10 protein-coding genes are annotated in these 17,004 nt (G+C 62.0%); 3 read left to right on the top strand and 7 right to left on the bottom strand.

Going from position 1 to position 17,004, the window contains the following annotated elements:
• Nucleotides 1–28: 28 nt before the first annotated feature.
• The 4 genes from BLQ01_RS09375 to BLQ01_RS09360 form a co-directional block, all read right to left on the bottom strand.
• Nucleotides 29–394: a transposase gene (locus BLQ01_RS09375; protein WP_091551355.1), complete on the bottom strand. Its 366-nt coding sequence runs from the start codon at nucleotides 392–394 to the stop codon at nucleotides 29–31.
• Between the two features lie 978 nt (nucleotides 395–1,372).
• Nucleotides 1,373–2,863 (bottom strand): NAD-dependent succinate-semialdehyde dehydrogenase, encoded by a 1,491-nt coding sequence (locus BLQ01_RS09370; protein ID WP_091551353.1) that lies wholly within the window; start codon nucleotides 2,861–2,863, stop codon nucleotides 1,373–1,375.
• Nucleotides 2,860–5,928 carry an FAD-binding and (Fe-S)-binding domain-containing protein gene (locus BLQ01_RS09365; RefSeq protein ID WP_091551351.1) on the bottom strand — a complete coding sequence of 1,023 codons (3,069 nt, stop codon included), beginning with the start codon at nucleotides 5,926–5,928 and terminating at the stop codon, nucleotides 2,860–2,862. The genes BLQ01_RS09370 and BLQ01_RS09365 overlap by 4 nt, the downstream gene beginning before the upstream one ends.
• Before the next feature lie 79 nt (nucleotides 5,929–6,007).
• Nucleotides 6,008–6,847: a hypothetical protein gene (locus tag BLQ01_RS09360; RefSeq protein WP_091551350.1), complete on the bottom strand. Its 840-nt coding sequence runs from the start codon at nucleotides 6,845–6,847 to the stop codon at nucleotides 6,008–6,010.
• 248 nt (nucleotides 6,848–7,095) lie between these two features.
• Between BLQ01_RS09360 and BLQ01_RS09355 the strand changes: the two genes are divergently transcribed.
• Complete coding sequence (locus BLQ01_RS09355; protein WP_091551348.1) at nucleotides 7,096–7,908, top strand: IclR family transcriptional regulator; 813 nt, start codon at nucleotides 7,096–7,098, stop codon at nucleotides 7,906–7,908.
• A gap of 356 nt (nucleotides 7,909–8,264) precedes the next feature.
• Entirely contained in the window at nucleotides 8,265–10,436 is a 2,172-nt protein-coding gene (locus tag BLQ01_RS09350; RefSeq protein WP_091551347.1) for a cytochrome P450/oxidoreductase, read from the top strand.
• A gap of 944 nt (nucleotides 10,437–11,380) precedes the next feature.
• Here BLQ01_RS09350 and BLQ01_RS09345 read toward each other — a convergent pair.
• From BLQ01_RS09345 to BLQ01_RS09335, 3 genes are all read right to left on the bottom strand, one after another.
• Complete coding sequence (locus BLQ01_RS09345) at nucleotides 11,381–12,880, bottom strand: aldehyde dehydrogenase family protein (protein ID WP_091551345.1); 1,500 nt, start codon at nucleotides 12,878–12,880, stop codon at nucleotides 11,381–11,383.
• Between the two features lie 33 nt (nucleotides 12,881–12,913).
• Entirely contained in the window at nucleotides 12,914–14,002 is a 1,089-nt protein-coding gene (locus BLQ01_RS09340; RefSeq protein WP_254779325.1) for a zinc-dependent alcohol dehydrogenase family protein, read from the bottom strand.
• A 62-nt stretch (nucleotides 14,003–14,064) separates the two neighbouring features.
• Complete coding sequence (locus BLQ01_RS09335) at nucleotides 14,065–15,552, bottom strand: MFS transporter (protein WP_091551344.1); 1,488 nt, start codon at nucleotides 15,550–15,552, stop codon at nucleotides 14,065–14,067.
• 613 nt (nucleotides 15,553–16,165) lie between these two features.
• Here BLQ01_RS09335 and BLQ01_RS09330 point away from each other — a divergent pair.
• Nucleotides 16,166–16,990, top strand: coding sequence for an SDR family NAD(P)-dependent oxidoreductase (locus tag BLQ01_RS09330; protein WP_091551342.1), 825 nt, complete (start codon nucleotides 16,166–16,168; stop codon nucleotides 16,988–16,990).
• The last annotated feature ends 14 nt before the right edge of the window (nucleotides 16,991–17,004 follow it).

Genomic DNA, 17,004 nt, shown 5'->3' with positions numbered 1-17,004 from the left:
CGCCGTTGATCGCCTCTGTGGGACTGCTTCAGGCGCCGTTCGTGTTGAAGTAGGCCAGGACGTGGTCTTCCGTTGTTTGAATGACCGGGCCGAGGCAAGCGACTTCCGGGATCGGGCAGGACGGGAACGATGCAATGACCTCGTTCACGAGTTTCCTGCCCCGATCAGGCCGGGCGTGACAAATATTGCGGTCTGATAGCAATTCCACGCCCAAAGTGACTTCGTGGTCAGGGTCCCGAGCGATGAATTTCGCGTCCAGTCTGGGGGACTGCTTGTCAGTGAGGTGTTCGGCGCCGATCTGCAGCGTCCGGCGGATGCCGTAGAGCGGGTCACCTTTGCGGCCGCGGTGCCCGAGGATGTCCTGCTGGACCCGGCGACGTACTTCATCCACCATGGCCGGGAGAGTTTGACGACGTGGAAGGCGGCCAGGACGATGATGGCTCCGGGCAGTTCGTCGCGGGCCGCGGAACGGGTTCCGCGGCCCGCGACGGTCTTGATCCCCGCGGTGAATATAGGACCGCGGAGTGTGAGCCAGTCCGCGTAGGCATTCCCGGGGCGGCCCGCGATGAGGTCCGGCAACCTGTCATGAACCCACGCCGTTCTCGTCGCGGTGCGGTCCACGATCTCCGGTTACCATGCCGGTGTCGGGCGGATCTGTGTGGGGCCACACATGCTCAATCCGCCCAACGCGTTCGTCGCCCAGGCCACAGCGCGGGCAGTGAGTCTCGCTCTCGGACCTGCCAGTGCACGGTCCTCGGTGAAGGTCGTTCTCGGGCAGTGCCGGACACGCTTGGCTCACAACAGCATGACTCGCATGCCGAAACAGGGGATGTCATGAAGCCGAACCCGCCGTCGGCCAAGCCTCACGGCAAAGACGTCGCAGTCCGGACAGCCAGTGACCTCCTCGCCGATCTCGACGCCCAGGACGAGGCACTTCCGGTCGCCGTGACGGAGCTGGCGTATGCCTCGACACCGAGTAGCGCGTCTGTGCGTGCAACACCGGCCAGCGGAACAAGACATAGAGTTATTCTCGTTGCTGACGGGTGGTCGATACCAATTCAAAGAGGTCCTGGTCTCATTCCTCCCGCACCACGCGGCTGCACAAGCGGCTGCAACCACGGCGTCAGACTCAGAGCGCCGTAGCAATTCTTATCCGCCAAGGGCGGTTAAACCATCGGCAGACTCGCGGGCCGATTGACGGAAACTTCCGTACGGTGGTACGCCGGATCCAACCTGGAGGCCAGGTTACTCGAGGTGGTGGCAGTTCTGCGGCGATCCCAGTGACCGGTTCGAGGACCCTGGGTCTTTGAGCGGTGCCTTTTCGCCGCTCAAAGACCTAAGGTCTGGCGGCCGCGGCCTGGCGGACAGCACATTACGTCCGGGGAACGGCTACGTACTTGTACTCGAGGAACTCCTCAATACCGACGCGCCCGCCCTCGCGGCCCAAGCCCGATGCTTTGACTCCCCCGAAGGGAGCGGCAGCGTTAGCGACAATGCCGGTGTTTAGTCCGAGCATGCCGACCTCAAGGGCTTCCCCTACACGGAAGCCACGGTCCACGTCCTGGGTGAACAGGTATCCCACCAGACCAAACGGGGTGTCATTGGCCCGGGCGATCGCCTCTTCCTCCGTGTCGAACGCAATGACGGGTGCCACTGGGCCAAAAATTTCTTCAGTCATGAGGTAAGACTCGGCTGAAACATCTGTGAGGACCGTGGGTGAGTAGAAGTAGCCCGGGCGGTCTGGCCTGGTCCCACCGCAGAGGATCTTGGCGCCCTTTGTGACGGCATCGTCGACTAGTTCCTGGACCTTTCGCAGGGCTTTGTCCTCCACGAGCGGGCCGACCTGGGTCCCGGACTCGATACCGTCGCCCACGGAGAGGGAACCCAGACGTGCGGCGAGTCGGCGGCCGAATTCCTCGGCGATGGGACGTTGGACGAAGATCCGGTTGGCAGCAGTGCACGCTTCACCCATATTGCGCATTTTTGCCGCAACCGCTCCCTCTACAGCACGGTCAAGGTCGGCGTCTTCAAAGACGAGGAAGGGGGCATTGCCTCCCAGCTCCATCGACGAGCGCATCACGTGCTGGGCAGCCTGCTCGAGCAGGCGGACGCCAACCTCGGTAGAGCCAGTGAAGCTGATTTTGCGGGCGATGCCGCTCGACATCCAAGGTGAAACCACCGAGGATGCTTTCGTCGTACATACGACGTTCAGTACCCCGGCCGGGAGCCCTGCTTCGGCCAGGATGTCCACGAGAGCCAGGGACGTGAGCGGTGTGAGGGCTGCGGGCTTGAACACGATCGTGCAGCCGGCGGCGATGGCCGGCCCAATTTTGCGCATCCCCATGGCGAGCGGGAAGTTCCAGGGGGTGACGAGAATGCAGGGGCCGACTGGTTCGCGCGAGACGAGGATACGGGTCTTGCCGTCGCCGGATGTCGTCTGGTCGCCGCCGATGCGAACGGCTTCTTCTGAGAACCAGCGAAAGTAGTCGGCGGCGTACGCGATCTCGCCTTTGGCCTCTGCGAGCGGCTTGCCCATTTCAGTGGTCATGATGAGGGCGATGTCGTCCTGTCGGGCCATGACGAGGTCGTAGGCGCGGCGCAGGATTTCACTTCGCTCACGGGGGCTGGTCCTCGCCCAGTCCTTTTGGACGCGGCCTGCGGTTTCGATGGCCCTCAGTGCGTCCTGGGGACCGCCGTCGGCCACGGTGGCGATGACTTCCTCGGTCGCGGGATTGATGACGTCGAAGCGGGCACCGGAGGCGGCTTCGCCCCACTTCCCGTCGATGAAGAGGCCCGTGCTGACTTTGGCGATGACCTCGCGTGCTCGCTCTGAGACGCTGGGGTCGCTGACATTGGTGGTCATGGGAGTTCCTCTGTTTCCTTCGTGTGGTGGTCTTTTGTGGTGGAAGACGAGCCAGGCACGGTACCCGGGCCTGGGTCGAGGATTTGGGCCAGGTGCAGGCCGGGTCTTGTGGCGTCGAGCTGGTCGATTTGCCTGGCGCAGGAGAATCCGTCAGTAAGTACGGCGACGTCGTGACCTGTGGCCCTGAGCGCCGGGGCAAGCGCGTTCTCGGCAACCTGCATGCTGACCTCGTAGTGGTTGGCTTCGAAGCCGAAGTTGCCGGCCACGCCACAGCAGCCGTCTGCATCGATGACCTGGGCCACGCCGGCCGCCGTGAGCGTGGTCCGTTGGGCGGCAGCTCCAAAGACCGAGTACTCGTGGCAGTGCGTCTGGAGCACAGCCTGCTGAGGTGCGGGCCTTGCCGGGGAGGGTATCCATCCTGAGGCCACTCGGTCCGCGGCGTGTGCGGCGAAGCTGCGCACGCGCGCGGCGACCCGCTTGGCCTGCTCGGTGTGAACGAGTTCAGGCAAATCCTTACGGAGAGCGGCAGCGCAGCTCGGCTCGACGACGACGATTGGCCGGTCGGTGCCGTCATCGAGCACTTCCGCGGCCCGGGACAGCAGCCGCTTCGCGGTACCAAGCTGACCAGTGGAGATCCATGTCAGGCCGCAGCAGGCGTCCGCCGAGCATTCGACTGTGTTGCCCGCGTCGGCAAGGACGCGGGCGGCAGCGCCGGCGACCTCGGGCCGGAAGCCCCGCGTGAACGTGTCCACAAACAGGACTACTGAGTCCCCGCTGTCGGCCTGGCTGGCTGCGCCGATGCCTGCGTTGGTTACCTCCCGCCGCCACTCCCCCGCGCCGGCGAACCGCGGAAGTGCGCGCTTTGTGGTAAGCCCGCCCGCCGCGGCCGCGACTTTGCCCAGTGGGGTTGCGAGTACGGCGTTGACGAGACCCGACATGCGGCCAGTCAGTTTAAGCCATCGCGGGAGCCAGCCCAGGGAGAAGTGTGCCAGCGGGCGCAGGCGGCCGCGGTAGTAGTGGTCGAAGAATTCTGACTTGTAGGTGGCCATGTCCACCCCTGCCGGGCAGTCGGTCGAGCAGGCCTTACACGCCAGGCAAAGGTCCAGCACCTCCCGGACCTCCTCCGACTTCCAGCCCTCCTCGACCGTGCGCGCACCCCGGACCATGTCCTGCAGGACCCGGGAACGACCTCGTGTCGAATCCTTCTCGTCCCGGGTGGCCTTGTAGCTCGGGCACATCACCCCGCCACTGTCTGCTCGGCACCGGCCAACGCCGATGCAGCCCTGGACCGATTGAACCCACGGGTCTGTCCCGGAGGATCCCACCGGGCGCAGGTCGAAGCTAGTGCGCCATTCCCGGTCCGGAATACCTGCGAGGGCAAGGTGGGCGTCCATGGGGTCGGGATCGGTCATGGAACCCGGGTTAAGGATGCCCACTGGGTCCCACAGGCGTCGGCACTCGGAGAAAGCGGCCATCACATCCGGGGAGTACATCAGGGGCAGAAGTTCGGACCGGGCACGGCCGTCACCGTGCTCGCCGGACAACGAGCCACCATGCCGGACAACGAGTTCCGCGGCCCGCCGGGTGAATGTGCGGAAAACCTCGCGGCCTTCCTCGCTGCGCAGGTCGTAAGTGATGCGGACGTGCATGCACCCGGCCCCGAAGTGTCCGTACATCACTCCGGTGAGATTGTGCTCGGCCAGGAGCCCGCGGAGGTCAGCGAGGTAGTCGGCAAGCCGCTCGGGCGCGACCGCCGAGTCCTCCCAGCCCGGCCATGACTCTCCGCCCGAGGCGAGCCGGGAGGACAGTCCGGCCCCGTCTTCCCGGACCCGCCAGAGCGAAGCACGCTCAGCGGGGTCGGGGGCCAAACGGCCCTGCACGAGCCGGCCGTCTTGGGCCAGCCGGGTGAGCAGCAGTTCCGCTTGGGCGCGGACGGAGTTGATGTCGTCACCATCGAGGTCCACGAAGAGCCATGCCCGCCCCTCGGGCAGGCCAAGGACCGAATTGGGTCCACGACGATGCCTCATGGTGTCGACGATGGCTTCATCGGTGCCCTCGACGGCGGCCGGCGAAAACTCGAGGATCGCGGGGATATCGCGGGCGGCGTCGACGACGTCCTCGTAGCCAAGGCAGACGAGCAGCGCCGCGGCCGGTTTAGGCACGAGCTTCATGCGGGCCCCGACAACGATGGCCCACGTCCCCTCGGAACCGACCACGGCACGGGCGATATTGAACTTCTTTTCCGGCAGGAGATTCTCGAGGTGATAGCCGGAAACCTGCCTGGGAATGCAGCCGAATTCGAGACGGAATGTGCTCAGGTTCTCCTGCGCCATTTGGGCTAGGGAAGTCGCGAGAGCCTCTGCCCTCGCGACAGAAAACGAGTCATCGGGATGCGTGGCCCGCAGTCCTGTCTCAGTCGCGGTCAATCGCGCTCCATCAGAGGTGACCAGGTCAATCTCTGATACATGATCCGAAGTGCGCCCGTAGCGGACCGAGTGGTTGCCGCAGGCATCGTTACCGATCGCTCCACCTACCGTGGCGCGGTTCTTTGACGACGGGTCCGGCGCGAATGTGCAGCGGCCCTCCGTGGCTTGTTCCACCTCACGGGACAAGGACGCGAGGATGACGCCAGGCTCTACGTTGACCGTCCCGGTCGCTTCATCAATGGCAAATACATGGTTCATGTGCCGAGAGAAGTCCAGGATGAGCCCGGGGCCGACGGCGTTACCGGCCATGGACGTCCCGCCCCCTCGGGCAATGAGGGGGATGCCGGTGGCCCGGCAGGACGCCACCGCGGCGACGACATCTTCAACGGTCCGGGGGAACGCGACCGCGAGTGGTTGAACCCGGTAGTTTGATGCGTCGTAGGAATACTCAGAAAGCCTCCGCGCCGAGGCGTCCACCGGAACCCCTGCCTCAGCGAGTTTGCCGAGCAACGCCGTCACCGGACTGGAATCCTCGACGACGGCACCGTCCAATGGGTCCGCTGATGGGCCCACGATGAAGGTCCGGTGTGGCAACGGCTCGGGGCCGTGCAACAGCGGACGGCTAGCCGAAGGGGTCATGAGCTGAGTTCTTTCTCTTAAAGCGGGCAACATGCGGGGCAACACGGCGCCGGATTGGCCCGTGTTGCCCCGTGTTGGCTCAGAAGGTGTGGAGTACCGCGCGGAGGAACTCGGTGGGTTCGATGGCTTCGAGGGGTACGGGGCCTTCGTTGGCCAGGAATTCGTAGCCGGTTTCGGGCCCGTATTTTTCGCCGCCGGCTGTTACCTTGCCCTTGATCTGGAAGAGGATTTCGATGGAGGGGTGCTGGCCTGCCTGGTACACGGCGCCGGCTTCCAGTTTCAGGAATCCGATTCGCAGGTTGCGTTCGGTGAAGCTTCCCAGCCACTTCTGTGAAACACCTTGGTCGGCTGAGGGGAGCCAGTCGTAGGCTTCGGGGTTCATGGCGATGACGTCCTGGTACCGCGGTGTCGCGAACTCGAGCTTGCGCCCGGTGGCGTGCTCGAAGATCGCCTGCGAGCCATCTATGGTCTGTGCCTCGCCGTTGGCATCGGTGTAGTGGTAGAGGCCTTTCTTGAACTCCCCGGTCTTGGCCAGCTCGGCGTTGCCTGCTTCACGCTGGGCCACGCTGAGGTAGCCGCCGCCGCTTGCGCCGCCAGCCTGCAGGACCATCGTCCGAAGGCCCTCGGCACGCGCCTGCGGGCCGTAGTAAACACTTTCGGGGAAGTACCCGACCCATCCCTGTTCCAGGACGTCCTCTTCCGTGTAGGGCAGCCTGCCCTCAATGACGTACCGAATTTGGTCGAAATTGTGCCGGTGCCTGGGAGTTCCCCAGCCGCCGCTGCCGGTGAGGCCCATGTTCAGGTCAAAGTTGTTTGGCGAACCGTCTTCACCGAAGAGCAGGTGCTTCTGGTCCAGCGTTCCCTCACGCATTGTTCCGACTCGTTCGCTGTCTGTTTCGGCTGACTTGCTGACGCGCATTCTCTTGCTCCTTCACAAAAGTCGATGTCATCCCCGGCAAGAGCCGATGGATGGAACCCGGCCCGCCCGCTGCAATCCGTGCCGGGCCAGGAACCGTATTAAGAGTATCCCATATGGCGGGATATCCTTCAAGAGTAGAGAGGATTTCTACCGCGTCTGGTCTTTGGCGTCCTGTATTGCGAGACTTTAAGATCGACTAAAGAGCGTGGCGCTTGCCGGGTCAGGATAAGAAGGATGGGCTCAGAATCATGAAAGAACGCGATTTGGCGCACGGTGAAGGCGATGTAGCTGCGGGCTCGGACAGTGCGAGCAGCTTGGCTAAGATGCTCAACGTCCTGCACCTGTTCAGCGAGTCCGAACCTGTGTGGTCAACGGCTGCGATCATCGACGCTTTGGAGACGTCCAGGTCGACGGGATACCGCTACATCAAGACTCTGCATGATGCGGGGCTGCTCACCTCAGTTCGCAACGGCTTCTACAGCCTCGGCCCGGGGATTATCGAGATGGACCTGCGGATTCGACTGACGGACCCGCTGCTGCTGGCAAGCCGTGGGGTGCTTGAGGATCTGGTGGACAGGATTGGGCACTCGGCTCTTCTGTGCACTGCATATGGTGATGCGGTCCTGTGTGTGGGCGAGGCCCGGGCACCGACGAGCCCGGAGAACCGGTTCAGCCGTGGGCAGCGGCGCCCGCTGTTTAAGGGTTCGGTCTCGAAGGTCATCCTGGCCTATCTGCCGCATTACCGGCTCAAAGCAATCTATGCCCGTCAGGGCCAGGAGATTGGGGACGCCGGCCTGGGCGGCACATGGAAGGACTTTCGTGCGGCCCTAGGTGAAATCAAGAAGGACGGCTACCTCTTGACCAGGGGGGAGTTCAACCCCGGGGTCTACAGCGTCGCCGCTCCCATCCTCACCGATCAAAAGACAGCACTTGGGAGCGTGGGTGTCGCCTGGGATGAGCACCAACGGCGGGACGTCGACGTCCAGCGCGCAGTCCTGGCCGTCAAGCAGGCAGCGACGACCATCTCAGAACGGATGATGGAAAACCAGCGCGACTCCTAGCCGCGGTTACAGGACTGTCGAGTGAACCGCGCCGTCCAGCGTATCTCGGGGGCGGGGTAGCCGATGACATCCAAATCCACAAAATAGAAACTGCTCCCAAGTTGGTCAGGGCTAGTGCTTAACCAAGCCAGCGCAGGCAAACTGGTCACCGCACTTCGCGAAGGGCAATTGACGTTATCTCACAATGCGGGATATGCTCGATGGTGAGCAGAAGCACTTTCACCTGTCTTATAGGCAAGGCGCTCCAGACTAAAAGATCTCACCGTTGGAAGAGTTCCTGCCGACCCGAACGCCCGGATCTCGACTATGTCTGACCGGGCGACAATGACGTCAAACGCCAAGGAAAGGTGAGTTTCATGCCGTCCCCAATTTCGGATCCATCTGAGGACTGGGATCCTCTCGCACCGGAGAACCATAGTGATCCGCGAGCCGTTTATTCCCGGTTGCGTGACGAGTGCCCGGTGGCTTGGAGCGATCGATTTGAAGGCTTTTATGCCTTGACACGCTTCAAGGACGTGACCGAGGCTGCTCTGGATTGGCATACCTTCACCAGTGCACAGAAGACCCCGATTCCTGACGCCACTACCCCGGATCGACCCCCTAGGGCACCCGCTGAAGTTGATCCGCCCTTCCACACGGCTTACCGCGACCTGCTGAACAGGTTCTTCACGCCCGAATACATCCGTCGCATCGAACCGGTGATCCGCAGGACCGCACGTGACCTGATCGGGCGGTGCGTTTCCTTGGGCGAGACCGACGCGGTGGCCTCCTTTACTTTTTTCATGCCGATCCAGGTGCAATGCATTTTTCTTGGCATCTCGGTCGAGGACGCGGAGCGCATCAAAACGACGATCAACCGGATTATCGATGCGGGAGCGGCAGGTGATACTGCGACGCACAAGGCTGCAAATGATGAGATCTACGAGTACATCTACGGGGTCCTCAAGGCCCGTAAGAAGGCGCCGCACGACCCGAACGACGTCATCAGCGCCATGATCTATGAGGAGGTCGACGGGAAGCGGCTCACTGATGATGACATCGTGGGCACGATCCGGTTGTTCCTCCAGGCTGGTCACGGCACGACGACTAACATGCTCGGAAGCATCATCCGACATCTCGCCACGACTCCGGATGCCCAGAAGCGGCTCAGGGCCGAGCCCAAGCTGATTCCTCAGGCGATCGAGGAGATGCTGCGCGTGTGGACACCGGTCCGCCTCGTTGGCCGCAAGACAACGCGTGATGTCGAAATTGAGGGACGAGTGGTCCCCAAGGGATCCCGGGTTGGCCTGATGGTATCGGCGGCGAACCTCGACGACCGCAAGTTCGAGAACGCTGACCAGGTGGATTTTGATCGCAAGCCAAATCCCCACATCGCGTTTGGTTTCGGCCCGCATCGCTGCGTAGGGGCCTCTCTCGCACGCGAGCAGCTGCGCATCGCCGTCGAAGAGTTGCTCTCCATGACAGACGACTTTGAATTGACCGGTGAGCCAGAGTGGAGCACGTGGACTCATCTCGGCCCGGCCAAACTCCCCGTCCGTTTCATTCCGCGCTCCCTGGACCTGACCGGCACCGTCATACGGGCCGGATACAACGAGATGGTCATGAATATTGCTGCGGTCCGCCCCGTAGCCGATCTCACTAATGAGATTGAGCTGCGCACCAGGGAGGGCGCAGAGCTTCCCGAATGGACGGCTGGGGCACACGTCGACCTGGTGCTGCCCGGGGACATTGTCCGGTCGTACTCACTGGTAAACGGACCGTCAGACCGAAGCCACTGGCGGATCGCGGTGTTGCGCGAGGAAAACGGGCGCGGCGGCTCCGCGATGATCCACAGACTGAAAGTAGGCGATAAGGTCAGGGTCCGCTGGCCGCGTACCAACTTCGCGCTGGAAGATGCAGAAAGCTACCACTTTTTCGCGAGCGGGATCGGCATTACACCCATCCTGCCAATGATTGAAGCGGCCCAGCAGCGCGGCATCCCGTGGCGCTTGGACTACGTTGGGCGGAGCAAATCCCGGCTCGCTTATCTCGATCTGCTCGAGCGATATGGGCAGACGCGGGTACACTTCACGTCCGAAAAGGGACGCCCCGACCTCGACTCCGTCATCTCCACGACAGATGAACGAGCGGCAATCTATGCGTGTGGCTCCCAGGGTTTCCTTATAGGCCTTGAGGAGGCCGCCAACCGCGCCGGAAGGGACCTGCACGCCGAGTGGTTTGCGCCCAAGCCCGGTGCCCGTCAGGGAGCGGCGGGATCGCATGAAGCATTCACCGTGCACCTCGAGAGATCCAACCTCGATGTCTCCGTGCAGCCCGGCCAGTCCATAATCGATGCCTGCGCTGAGGTGGGTGTAACGATACCCGGTGCGTGCTTTGAAGGGACCTGCAGCTCCTGCATCACGAATGTTCTGGAGGGAGTTCCTGATCACCGGGACTCCTTCCTCTCAAAAAAGGAACAGGAATCCAATACACTTATGGCCGCTTGCGTCTCCAAGTCCATGACCGATCGCCTGGTGGTCGACTGGTAACTCGATGACCTGCCACCGGCCAAACGCGTGCCGGCCCCAAGTCATCGCCCTCATTGGCGGCATGTCTAAGGTAACCCGGGCCAAAGCCGGCCAGAGCGGGTGACTTCCTTCAATGGCCGCGACTAAAGGAGATACGCTTCCTGTACTCGCCCGCTGCTCCCCGGACGTTGGACTGCGCAATTCAGTTCCGACTTCCGGGGAGCAGTTTTATGCGTTGCAGGCAGTTCATTGTCTGAGGCGCAGCGAGAGGCGGCTCTAGCGCTTGTTTTAGAGAGGTATCGGTGGTGGCTCGTTCGCTCGAAGGCCTGGTGTGCCGGTTAGGGGCACTGCATGGGTGGTGGAGGATTCATGGCAAGGAGTGCTGCTGAGCTGGCCTTGGCCGAACGGTTTCCTCATGGGAGCCCGGCCGGATCTGGCAGTGGAGGCCGGTCTGGGCCTTCCCGGAGCTGTTGCAAAAGTGGGTCCGGGCGTATCGTCTGGAGAGTGAAAGACGGGTTGCGGCCAAGGCCCAGAGGCAGACCGCGGAAACCCGATTCCCCGCCGCCTGTGGAACTGCCCGAGCTTGAGCAGTTGTGGCGGGAGAACGAGCGGCTGCGCGCTCTCTCTTATTCTTCAGGCTCTCGCCGAACCTGGCACTCATCGACCATTCCCTGCGTGAGGCCCTGACCTGTCCGAAGCCCGGTCAGCAGACGCTGGGCACTCGGACCAATTCCTTGCCCACCCTCGTCGAGGGTGCCGGCGCGGTCCAATGTTCCGCAAGGGCAATTGCTACGACAACGCGTCATGGAGAACTGTTCGTCAGAAGAAGAGATCACTGGTACAACACGAAAGAGGGCCTGAGCCCGGTGCCATACCGTGCCCAGGCCCTCGCAGCTGAGGAACCTAGTCTGGACAGCCAGCTTCTGGGAACCCTCATTGCCGGCTGGTCCTTTCATGTCACCACTTCACAGCTGCATGTAGACGCTTTTGGTGTAAAGGTAGGTGTCCATATGTGCGGCAGTTCCCTTGTAGCCGTACCCGCTGAGCTTCGTGCCGCTGAATCCAACCAGCGGGTCGATGTGGCCGTAGCAATTTACCCACATCGTGCCTGTGTGCACGCCCTGGACCACGCGGAGAGCCGTGGACAGGCTTTGTGACCATACCGCTCCGCCGAGACCGTATTCGCTGTCATTGGCGATGGCGATCGCCTCATCCACGTCATCGAACGGGAGTATTGACAGAACGGGTCCAAATATTTCTTCGCGGGCGACCCGCATCTCATTGTTCACGCCGCCGAATACGGTCGGCTGCATGAAGTATCCGTTCCCGAGTTCGTCGCCGATTCGTTGGCCACCATAGAGCAGTTCGGCACCTTCGCTCCTGCCAATGTCGATGTAGGACAGCACAGTGTCCAATTGGGTTTGGTTGATGACGGGGCCCATGGTGGCGGCGTCGTCCAGGCTGTGTCCGACGCGCAGGGTCTCCATGAACGTCAGCAACCGTTTGGTGAACTCATCGACGATGGACCTATGGACGAGCACGCGGGTGCCGGCGAAACAGATCTGGCCTGAGTTGGCGAAAACTCCCATCGCCGCCCCCGGCACCGCTTTGTCCAGGTCCGCGTCCGCGCAAACAATGTCGGCTGACTTGCCCCCCAGTTCCAGCTGCAGTTTTTTGATGTTTACGGTGGACGCCTCGATGATCCGCCGGCCGGTCTCAGTGGATCCTGTGAAAGCGATGCGGTCTACGTCAGGGTGGGCCGCCAGCGCATTGCCGGCTTCCCTTCCAGGGCCGGTAACGACGTTGATGACGCCCGCCGGCACGCCGGCTTCGTGCAGGATCTCGGCAACCCGCAGCACCGACATAGAGGCTTCTGAGGCTGGCTTCAGCACGGCGGTGCATCCGCTGGCCAGGACAGCACCAATGATCCAGAACTGGCTGTTAAGCGGGCCGTTCCAAGGGATGATTCCGCCAATGACTCCTACTGGCGCCTTCAACGTCATCGTGGTGACGTTGCCGGGGACACCGTTCATCAGCGTCTCCCCTGAGATGTTCATCGCCTGGGAGGCGAAAAATGCCAGCATCTTCATCAGGGAGGCTTTTGTGTTGCGTAGCCTTGAGACCGGGGCCCCCATGTCCATCGCTTCGATCTGGATCAGCTCCTCGTGCCTCTGGTCGAGGACTTGGGCGACGCGTGTCAGCAATGCTTGACGCTCGTAAGGGGTCCAGGTGCTCCAGGGGCCCTTGAATGCTTTGCGTGCAGCGAGGACCGCCCGGTCAACATCGGCCTGGGCGCCGGAGGCGAACCGTGCGAGGACCTCTCCGGTTGACGGATTTGTGGTGGTCAGTGTCTGTCCGGAGGCGGCGGGAGTGCCCTGGCCGTCGATAAAGAGATGGTGCACGTCGCGGGACAAGAAGCCTTGGGCCTGCTCGTTCAGAACGAAGTCCGGCTGGATTGTGGTCATTGCTTTCCTCTCAAGTGACCTCGTGAGTTTCCGTCAGTTGAATACGAAGACGCCTTTGCCGATTTTCCGTTGATCGAACAGCTCGTAAGCCCTTTCGGCCTCGTCCAAGCGGAATTCGTTGGTGAACAGGGACTCCACATCCAGCCCGCGTTCGGCTACGAACTGGGCACACTCCTCCTGCTGGTTCTTACTGAAGGTCAGCGAACCCACAACTGTCTTTTGCAACTGGATGAGTTCCTCGCTGTCGAATTCCACCTTGCCGAAGACTCCTACCATGCAGACAGTTCCCCAACGGCGGAGTGCCTGTATAGATTGGCGGCGCACGATGGTGTTGGCGCTGCATTCGATGGACTTATCCGCGCCTTCACCATTGCGCGTCAGCTCGCGAACAGCGGCCACGGGGTCCTGATGGCTTGAGTTGACGACGAAGTCCGCACCGAACTTCTTGGCCATCTCCAGCCGCGAGGGTTCGATATCGACGGCGATAACCCGGGCACCGAATGCCTTGGCGAGCACGGTGGCGCTCAGGCCCACGGGCCCCTGCCCGAAGATCGCCACGGTATCGTCGGCGGACAGGCCTGCCCTCTTGATCGCTGCAAAGGCCGTTCCCGTGCCACACGAGATGGCCGCGCCGGTCTTGAACGAGAGCGAGTCGGGCAGCTTGATGAGCGTATGAGCGGGAACTTTCATGAAGTCCGCATGGCCACCATCGCCATCTCCCCCGTATATCGTGCGCGCGTTCGGGCAGTACTGCGTGAAGCCTGACCGACAGTACTGGCATGTGCGGCACCCGTCATAATGGTGAATCATGACGCGATCGCCGACCTTGGCCTCGGTAGGCCGCACGGCGTCACCGACGAGCTCGACGATGCCACACGGCTCGTGCCCTTCGATCACGAGTTCACGTCCTGTGCGCAGTGGCCCTTGGAGGTGGTGGAGGTCACTCCCGCACATGCCCGAGGCTTTCATGCGAACGACCACTCCATCGGGCTCTGGCAAGGGGTCGGGATATTCACGGATCTCGAGCTTACTTTCGCCCAGGAAAACAACGGCTTTCATGTCAACGCTTTCGTTATTCAGGAAAAGGACGGCGCCGACGACGCCGTAGGTGGGGAAATGCAACTATCGTGCCGAACTCCCCCGTGGGGAAGATCATGTCCCGGGCCGGGTCGTGATCTGGCCCGCTACTTTCTTAGCGATGGACGAGTCAATCGGTGACGCTCGACCGCCGAGCCCCCTGGATGCGGCAAAACGGGCAGAGAACCCGATCCTCCCTCCTGGCCATGGACGGCACCGGAATCCGCCGGAATGTCAGCCGTGTCGCCCTCCGGAGCGATCTTCGCTAACGCCTCGGCAGAGGTATCCACACGGGCGAGGGCGTAGATCAGGGTCACCGCCACGTACATTCCCGAGACAGCAAGGATCACCCCGACGATGCCGTAATTGGTGAACAGCCACAGAACTACGAATGGCGAGAAGATCAAGCAGATGCGGCCGACTGTCTGGGCGAAGCCGCTGCCACGGAAACGGAAGGCGGTTGGGAAGAACTCCGGGGCCGTTCCGGAACAGAAGGTCAGGAACGACGCAGCCATGGCGACCAGGATGAAGCCGATGGCAATGATTAAGGCAGGCTCTTGCATGAACGGATAAATGCTGGCAAAGATCGCCGCAAGCGTGCCCAGCATGATGATGCTCCGGCGCCGACCAATGCGGTCGGTGAAGAACACCATGAGCAGCGGTCCCACAACGTAACCAGACATGATGGCAGCGTTAAATCCCAGGGACGAGGTCACGGTCATGCCCTGTTTGACGAAGAACGTGGGCATCCAACCGGTGATGGAGTAGGAACCGAGCAGGCAGGTTACCGTCAAGAGCAGCGCCATCAGTGTCCGGCGGATGACAGGGCGTGAGAACAGCACCGTAATGGGCACCCAGTCAGCTTTCACGCTGCCTGCACCCTCGGACTGTTGCGGAGCCGGGCGCACTTGCTGGCCCGGGACGCCGGCCTCCTTCTCGATGCTCTGCATGACAGTCTCGGCCTCCTTGTACCGGCCGCGGGACTCCAACCAGCGCGGGGACTCCGGCATCTTCCGGCGCATCCACCAGATGATCAGCGCAGCTACGCCTCCAATAACGAACATCCCTCGCCAGGACAGAACGGGAATAACCAGCCACCCGACAAGGGAGGACAGCGAGACACCGAGACCGGCGAAGACCCCGAGTAGGCCCAGGTAACGGCCGCGGTGGCCCCTCGGAATGAATTCGGCGATCATGCCCCAGCAGATCACGTACTCGGCGCCCATGCCGATGGCCATAATGAATCGCAGGGCGATGAGTACCTCCATGTTCGGTGCAAAGACCGAACACAGCGCGAGAATCCCGAAAAGAGCCAGATTGAATTGGAAAGCGAAAGCGCGTCCGATTCGGTCACTGAGCCAGCCGGCGAAGGCTGCTCCGATGGCGAGTCCGGCAAACGTTGCCGACAGGAAGAGCGAGTTCAACTCGAGTGTGGAGAATCCGGTCGGCAGCATAGATGCCAAAACTGCAGAGGAGAGCGTGTTGTCGAACGAGTCGATGAACATTCCGAGGCCAACCAGCAGCACCAAACGCCGGTGAAACTTGCCGATCGGAAGACTGTCGAGCCGGGGGCCCGCGTTAACATGCGTACTCATCGGTCAGCGCCTCCTGTAGTGACGGGTCGAAGCAGCCCGTGAAGCCCACCGATAAGTGGGCGGTCGGCGGGAATGGGAAACGGGGAGCGATCGACATTGTTCGGTCATGCGTCTTAATACCTTTGGTTTGGTGTTCGCTGTACCAGCAGCGGGAACACAACAGTGTGTTGTTGAACAGCTTCGTGGCGTTCCGATGAAGAGCCCCTTCTGGACGTGGACGAACCGCCTCGGTCCAGGGTCAGCTGGGCTCATCGTCGGCGTATGTGCCATGACTCACAGCTTATCTTGTATCGACAGTATCCTGCATTGTGGGACATCGTCAATACTTTGGACTGGCTTCAGACGCACGTTGCCTATCCCATGCTGGCACGTCGATCGGACCTGCAGGACCCCAACCCGGGCGCCCGTCTTGATGGGTGCGGGACTCGGCCTCCTCCCGGGCCTAAAGTAGCAGCCTTTTCAATAGACGTTGACGTTATCCCAGAATGCGGGATATCTTTAAGAGCGGACGCATTCGCTGACATCGCTCCCACCGCTGGCCAAGGCGCATGCTCCTGCTAGAAATTGTTGCCACCGGCACTGCCGCCCTTCTAACGATGCATGAGGATCGACTATGACGACGACCGCCTTGACTCACACCCCAAAGGACTCCGGCGTGCCTGCCTCGGCACGAGACTTCAGCGTCCAGGAACGGGTGGTCATCATCACCGGCGCCGCCCAAGGCATTGGCCGGGAGTTGGCTCGCCAGTTCGCCGCGGCGGGTGCCTTCTCCGTTGTAGCTGATCTGGACATCGATAAGGCGGTCTCCGTGGTAAAGGAGATCGAGGACGCCGGGGGAACCGGGCTGGCCATCAAGGTTAACGTGGCTGAGGAGACGTCCGTTGCGATGATGGTCGACACTGTCATCGAGAAATGGGGCCGGGTCGATGTCCTTATCAATAACGCGTCGATCTTCGCGACCATTGAGAAGGGGCCTTTCGATGAGATCCCCTTGGCACAGTGGGAACAGGTGTTGAAGGTCAACGTCACCGGGAGCTACCTGTGCATCAGGGCCGTTGCTGCCCACATGCGCGCGGCGGGTTTCGGCCGCATCATTAACATTTCATCGGATGCCGTGACCCGTGGCGTGGGCAACTACCTGCACTACGTCACGTCCAAGTCAGCAGTTATCGGTATGACTAACTCGCTGGCCCGAGAGCTGGGAAGCCATGGAATCACTGTCAACTGCGTCCGGCCGGGCATGGTGGCCACGGAAGTTGAGCGGGCTGTCAATCCCACCGCCGAGGGCCGTGAGCGGGCCGTTTCTCAACAGTGCATCCCGCGGGGAATGGTGCCTACCGATCTAGTGGGCATCATGTTTTTCCTGACCACCCAGGCTTCGACGTTCATCACTGGCCAGACGATTGCCTGCGACGGCGGCTACACCCACAGCAGCTGACCCACCCATCATCC

The organism is Arthrobacter sp. UNCCL28, from assembly GCF_900102805.1.
Classification (GTDB): Bacteria; Actinomycetota; Actinomycetes; order Actinomycetales; family Micrococcaceae; genus Arthrobacter; species Arthrobacter nicotinovorans_A.
Note: the sequence above shows the minus strand (reverse complement) of the source record. Positions and strands in the feature narration are given on the sequence as shown.

Bases quoted from the DNA above. Each gene is read 5' to 3' on its own strand.
- BLQ01_RS09375 (WP_091551355.1), bottom strand. From the start codon at position 394: ATGGTGGATGAAGTACGTCGCCGGGTCCAGCAGGACATCCTCGGGCAC.
- BLQ01_RS09370 (WP_091551353.1), bottom strand. From the start codon at position 2,863: ATGACCACCAATGTCAGCGACCCCAGCGTCTCAGAGCGAGCACGCGAG.
- BLQ01_RS09365 (WP_091551351.1), bottom strand. From the start codon at position 5,928: ATGACCCCTTCGGCTAGCCGTCCGCTGTTGCACGGCCCCGAGCCGTTG.
- BLQ01_RS09360 (WP_091551350.1), bottom strand. From the start codon at position 6,847: ATGCGCGTCAGCAAGTCAGCCGAAACAGACAGCGAACGAGTCGGAACA.
- BLQ01_RS09355 (WP_091551348.1), top strand. From the start codon at position 7,096: ATGAAAGAACGCGATTTGGCGCACGGTGAAGGCGATGTAGCTGCGGGC.
- BLQ01_RS09350 (WP_091551347.1), top strand. From the start codon at position 8,265: ATGCCGTCCCCAATTTCGGATCCATCTGAGGACTGGGATCCTCTCGCA.
- BLQ01_RS09345 (WP_091551345.1), bottom strand. From the start codon at position 12,880: ATGACCACAATCCAGCCGGACTTCGTTCTGAACGAGCAGGCCCAAGGC.
- BLQ01_RS09335 (WP_091551344.1), bottom strand. From the start codon at position 15,552: ATGAGTACGCATGTTAACGCGGGCCCCCGGCTCGACAGTCTTCCGATC.
- BLQ01_RS09330 (WP_091551342.1), top strand. From the start codon at position 16,166: ATGACGACGACCGCCTTGACTCACACCCCAAAGGACTCCGGCGTGCCT.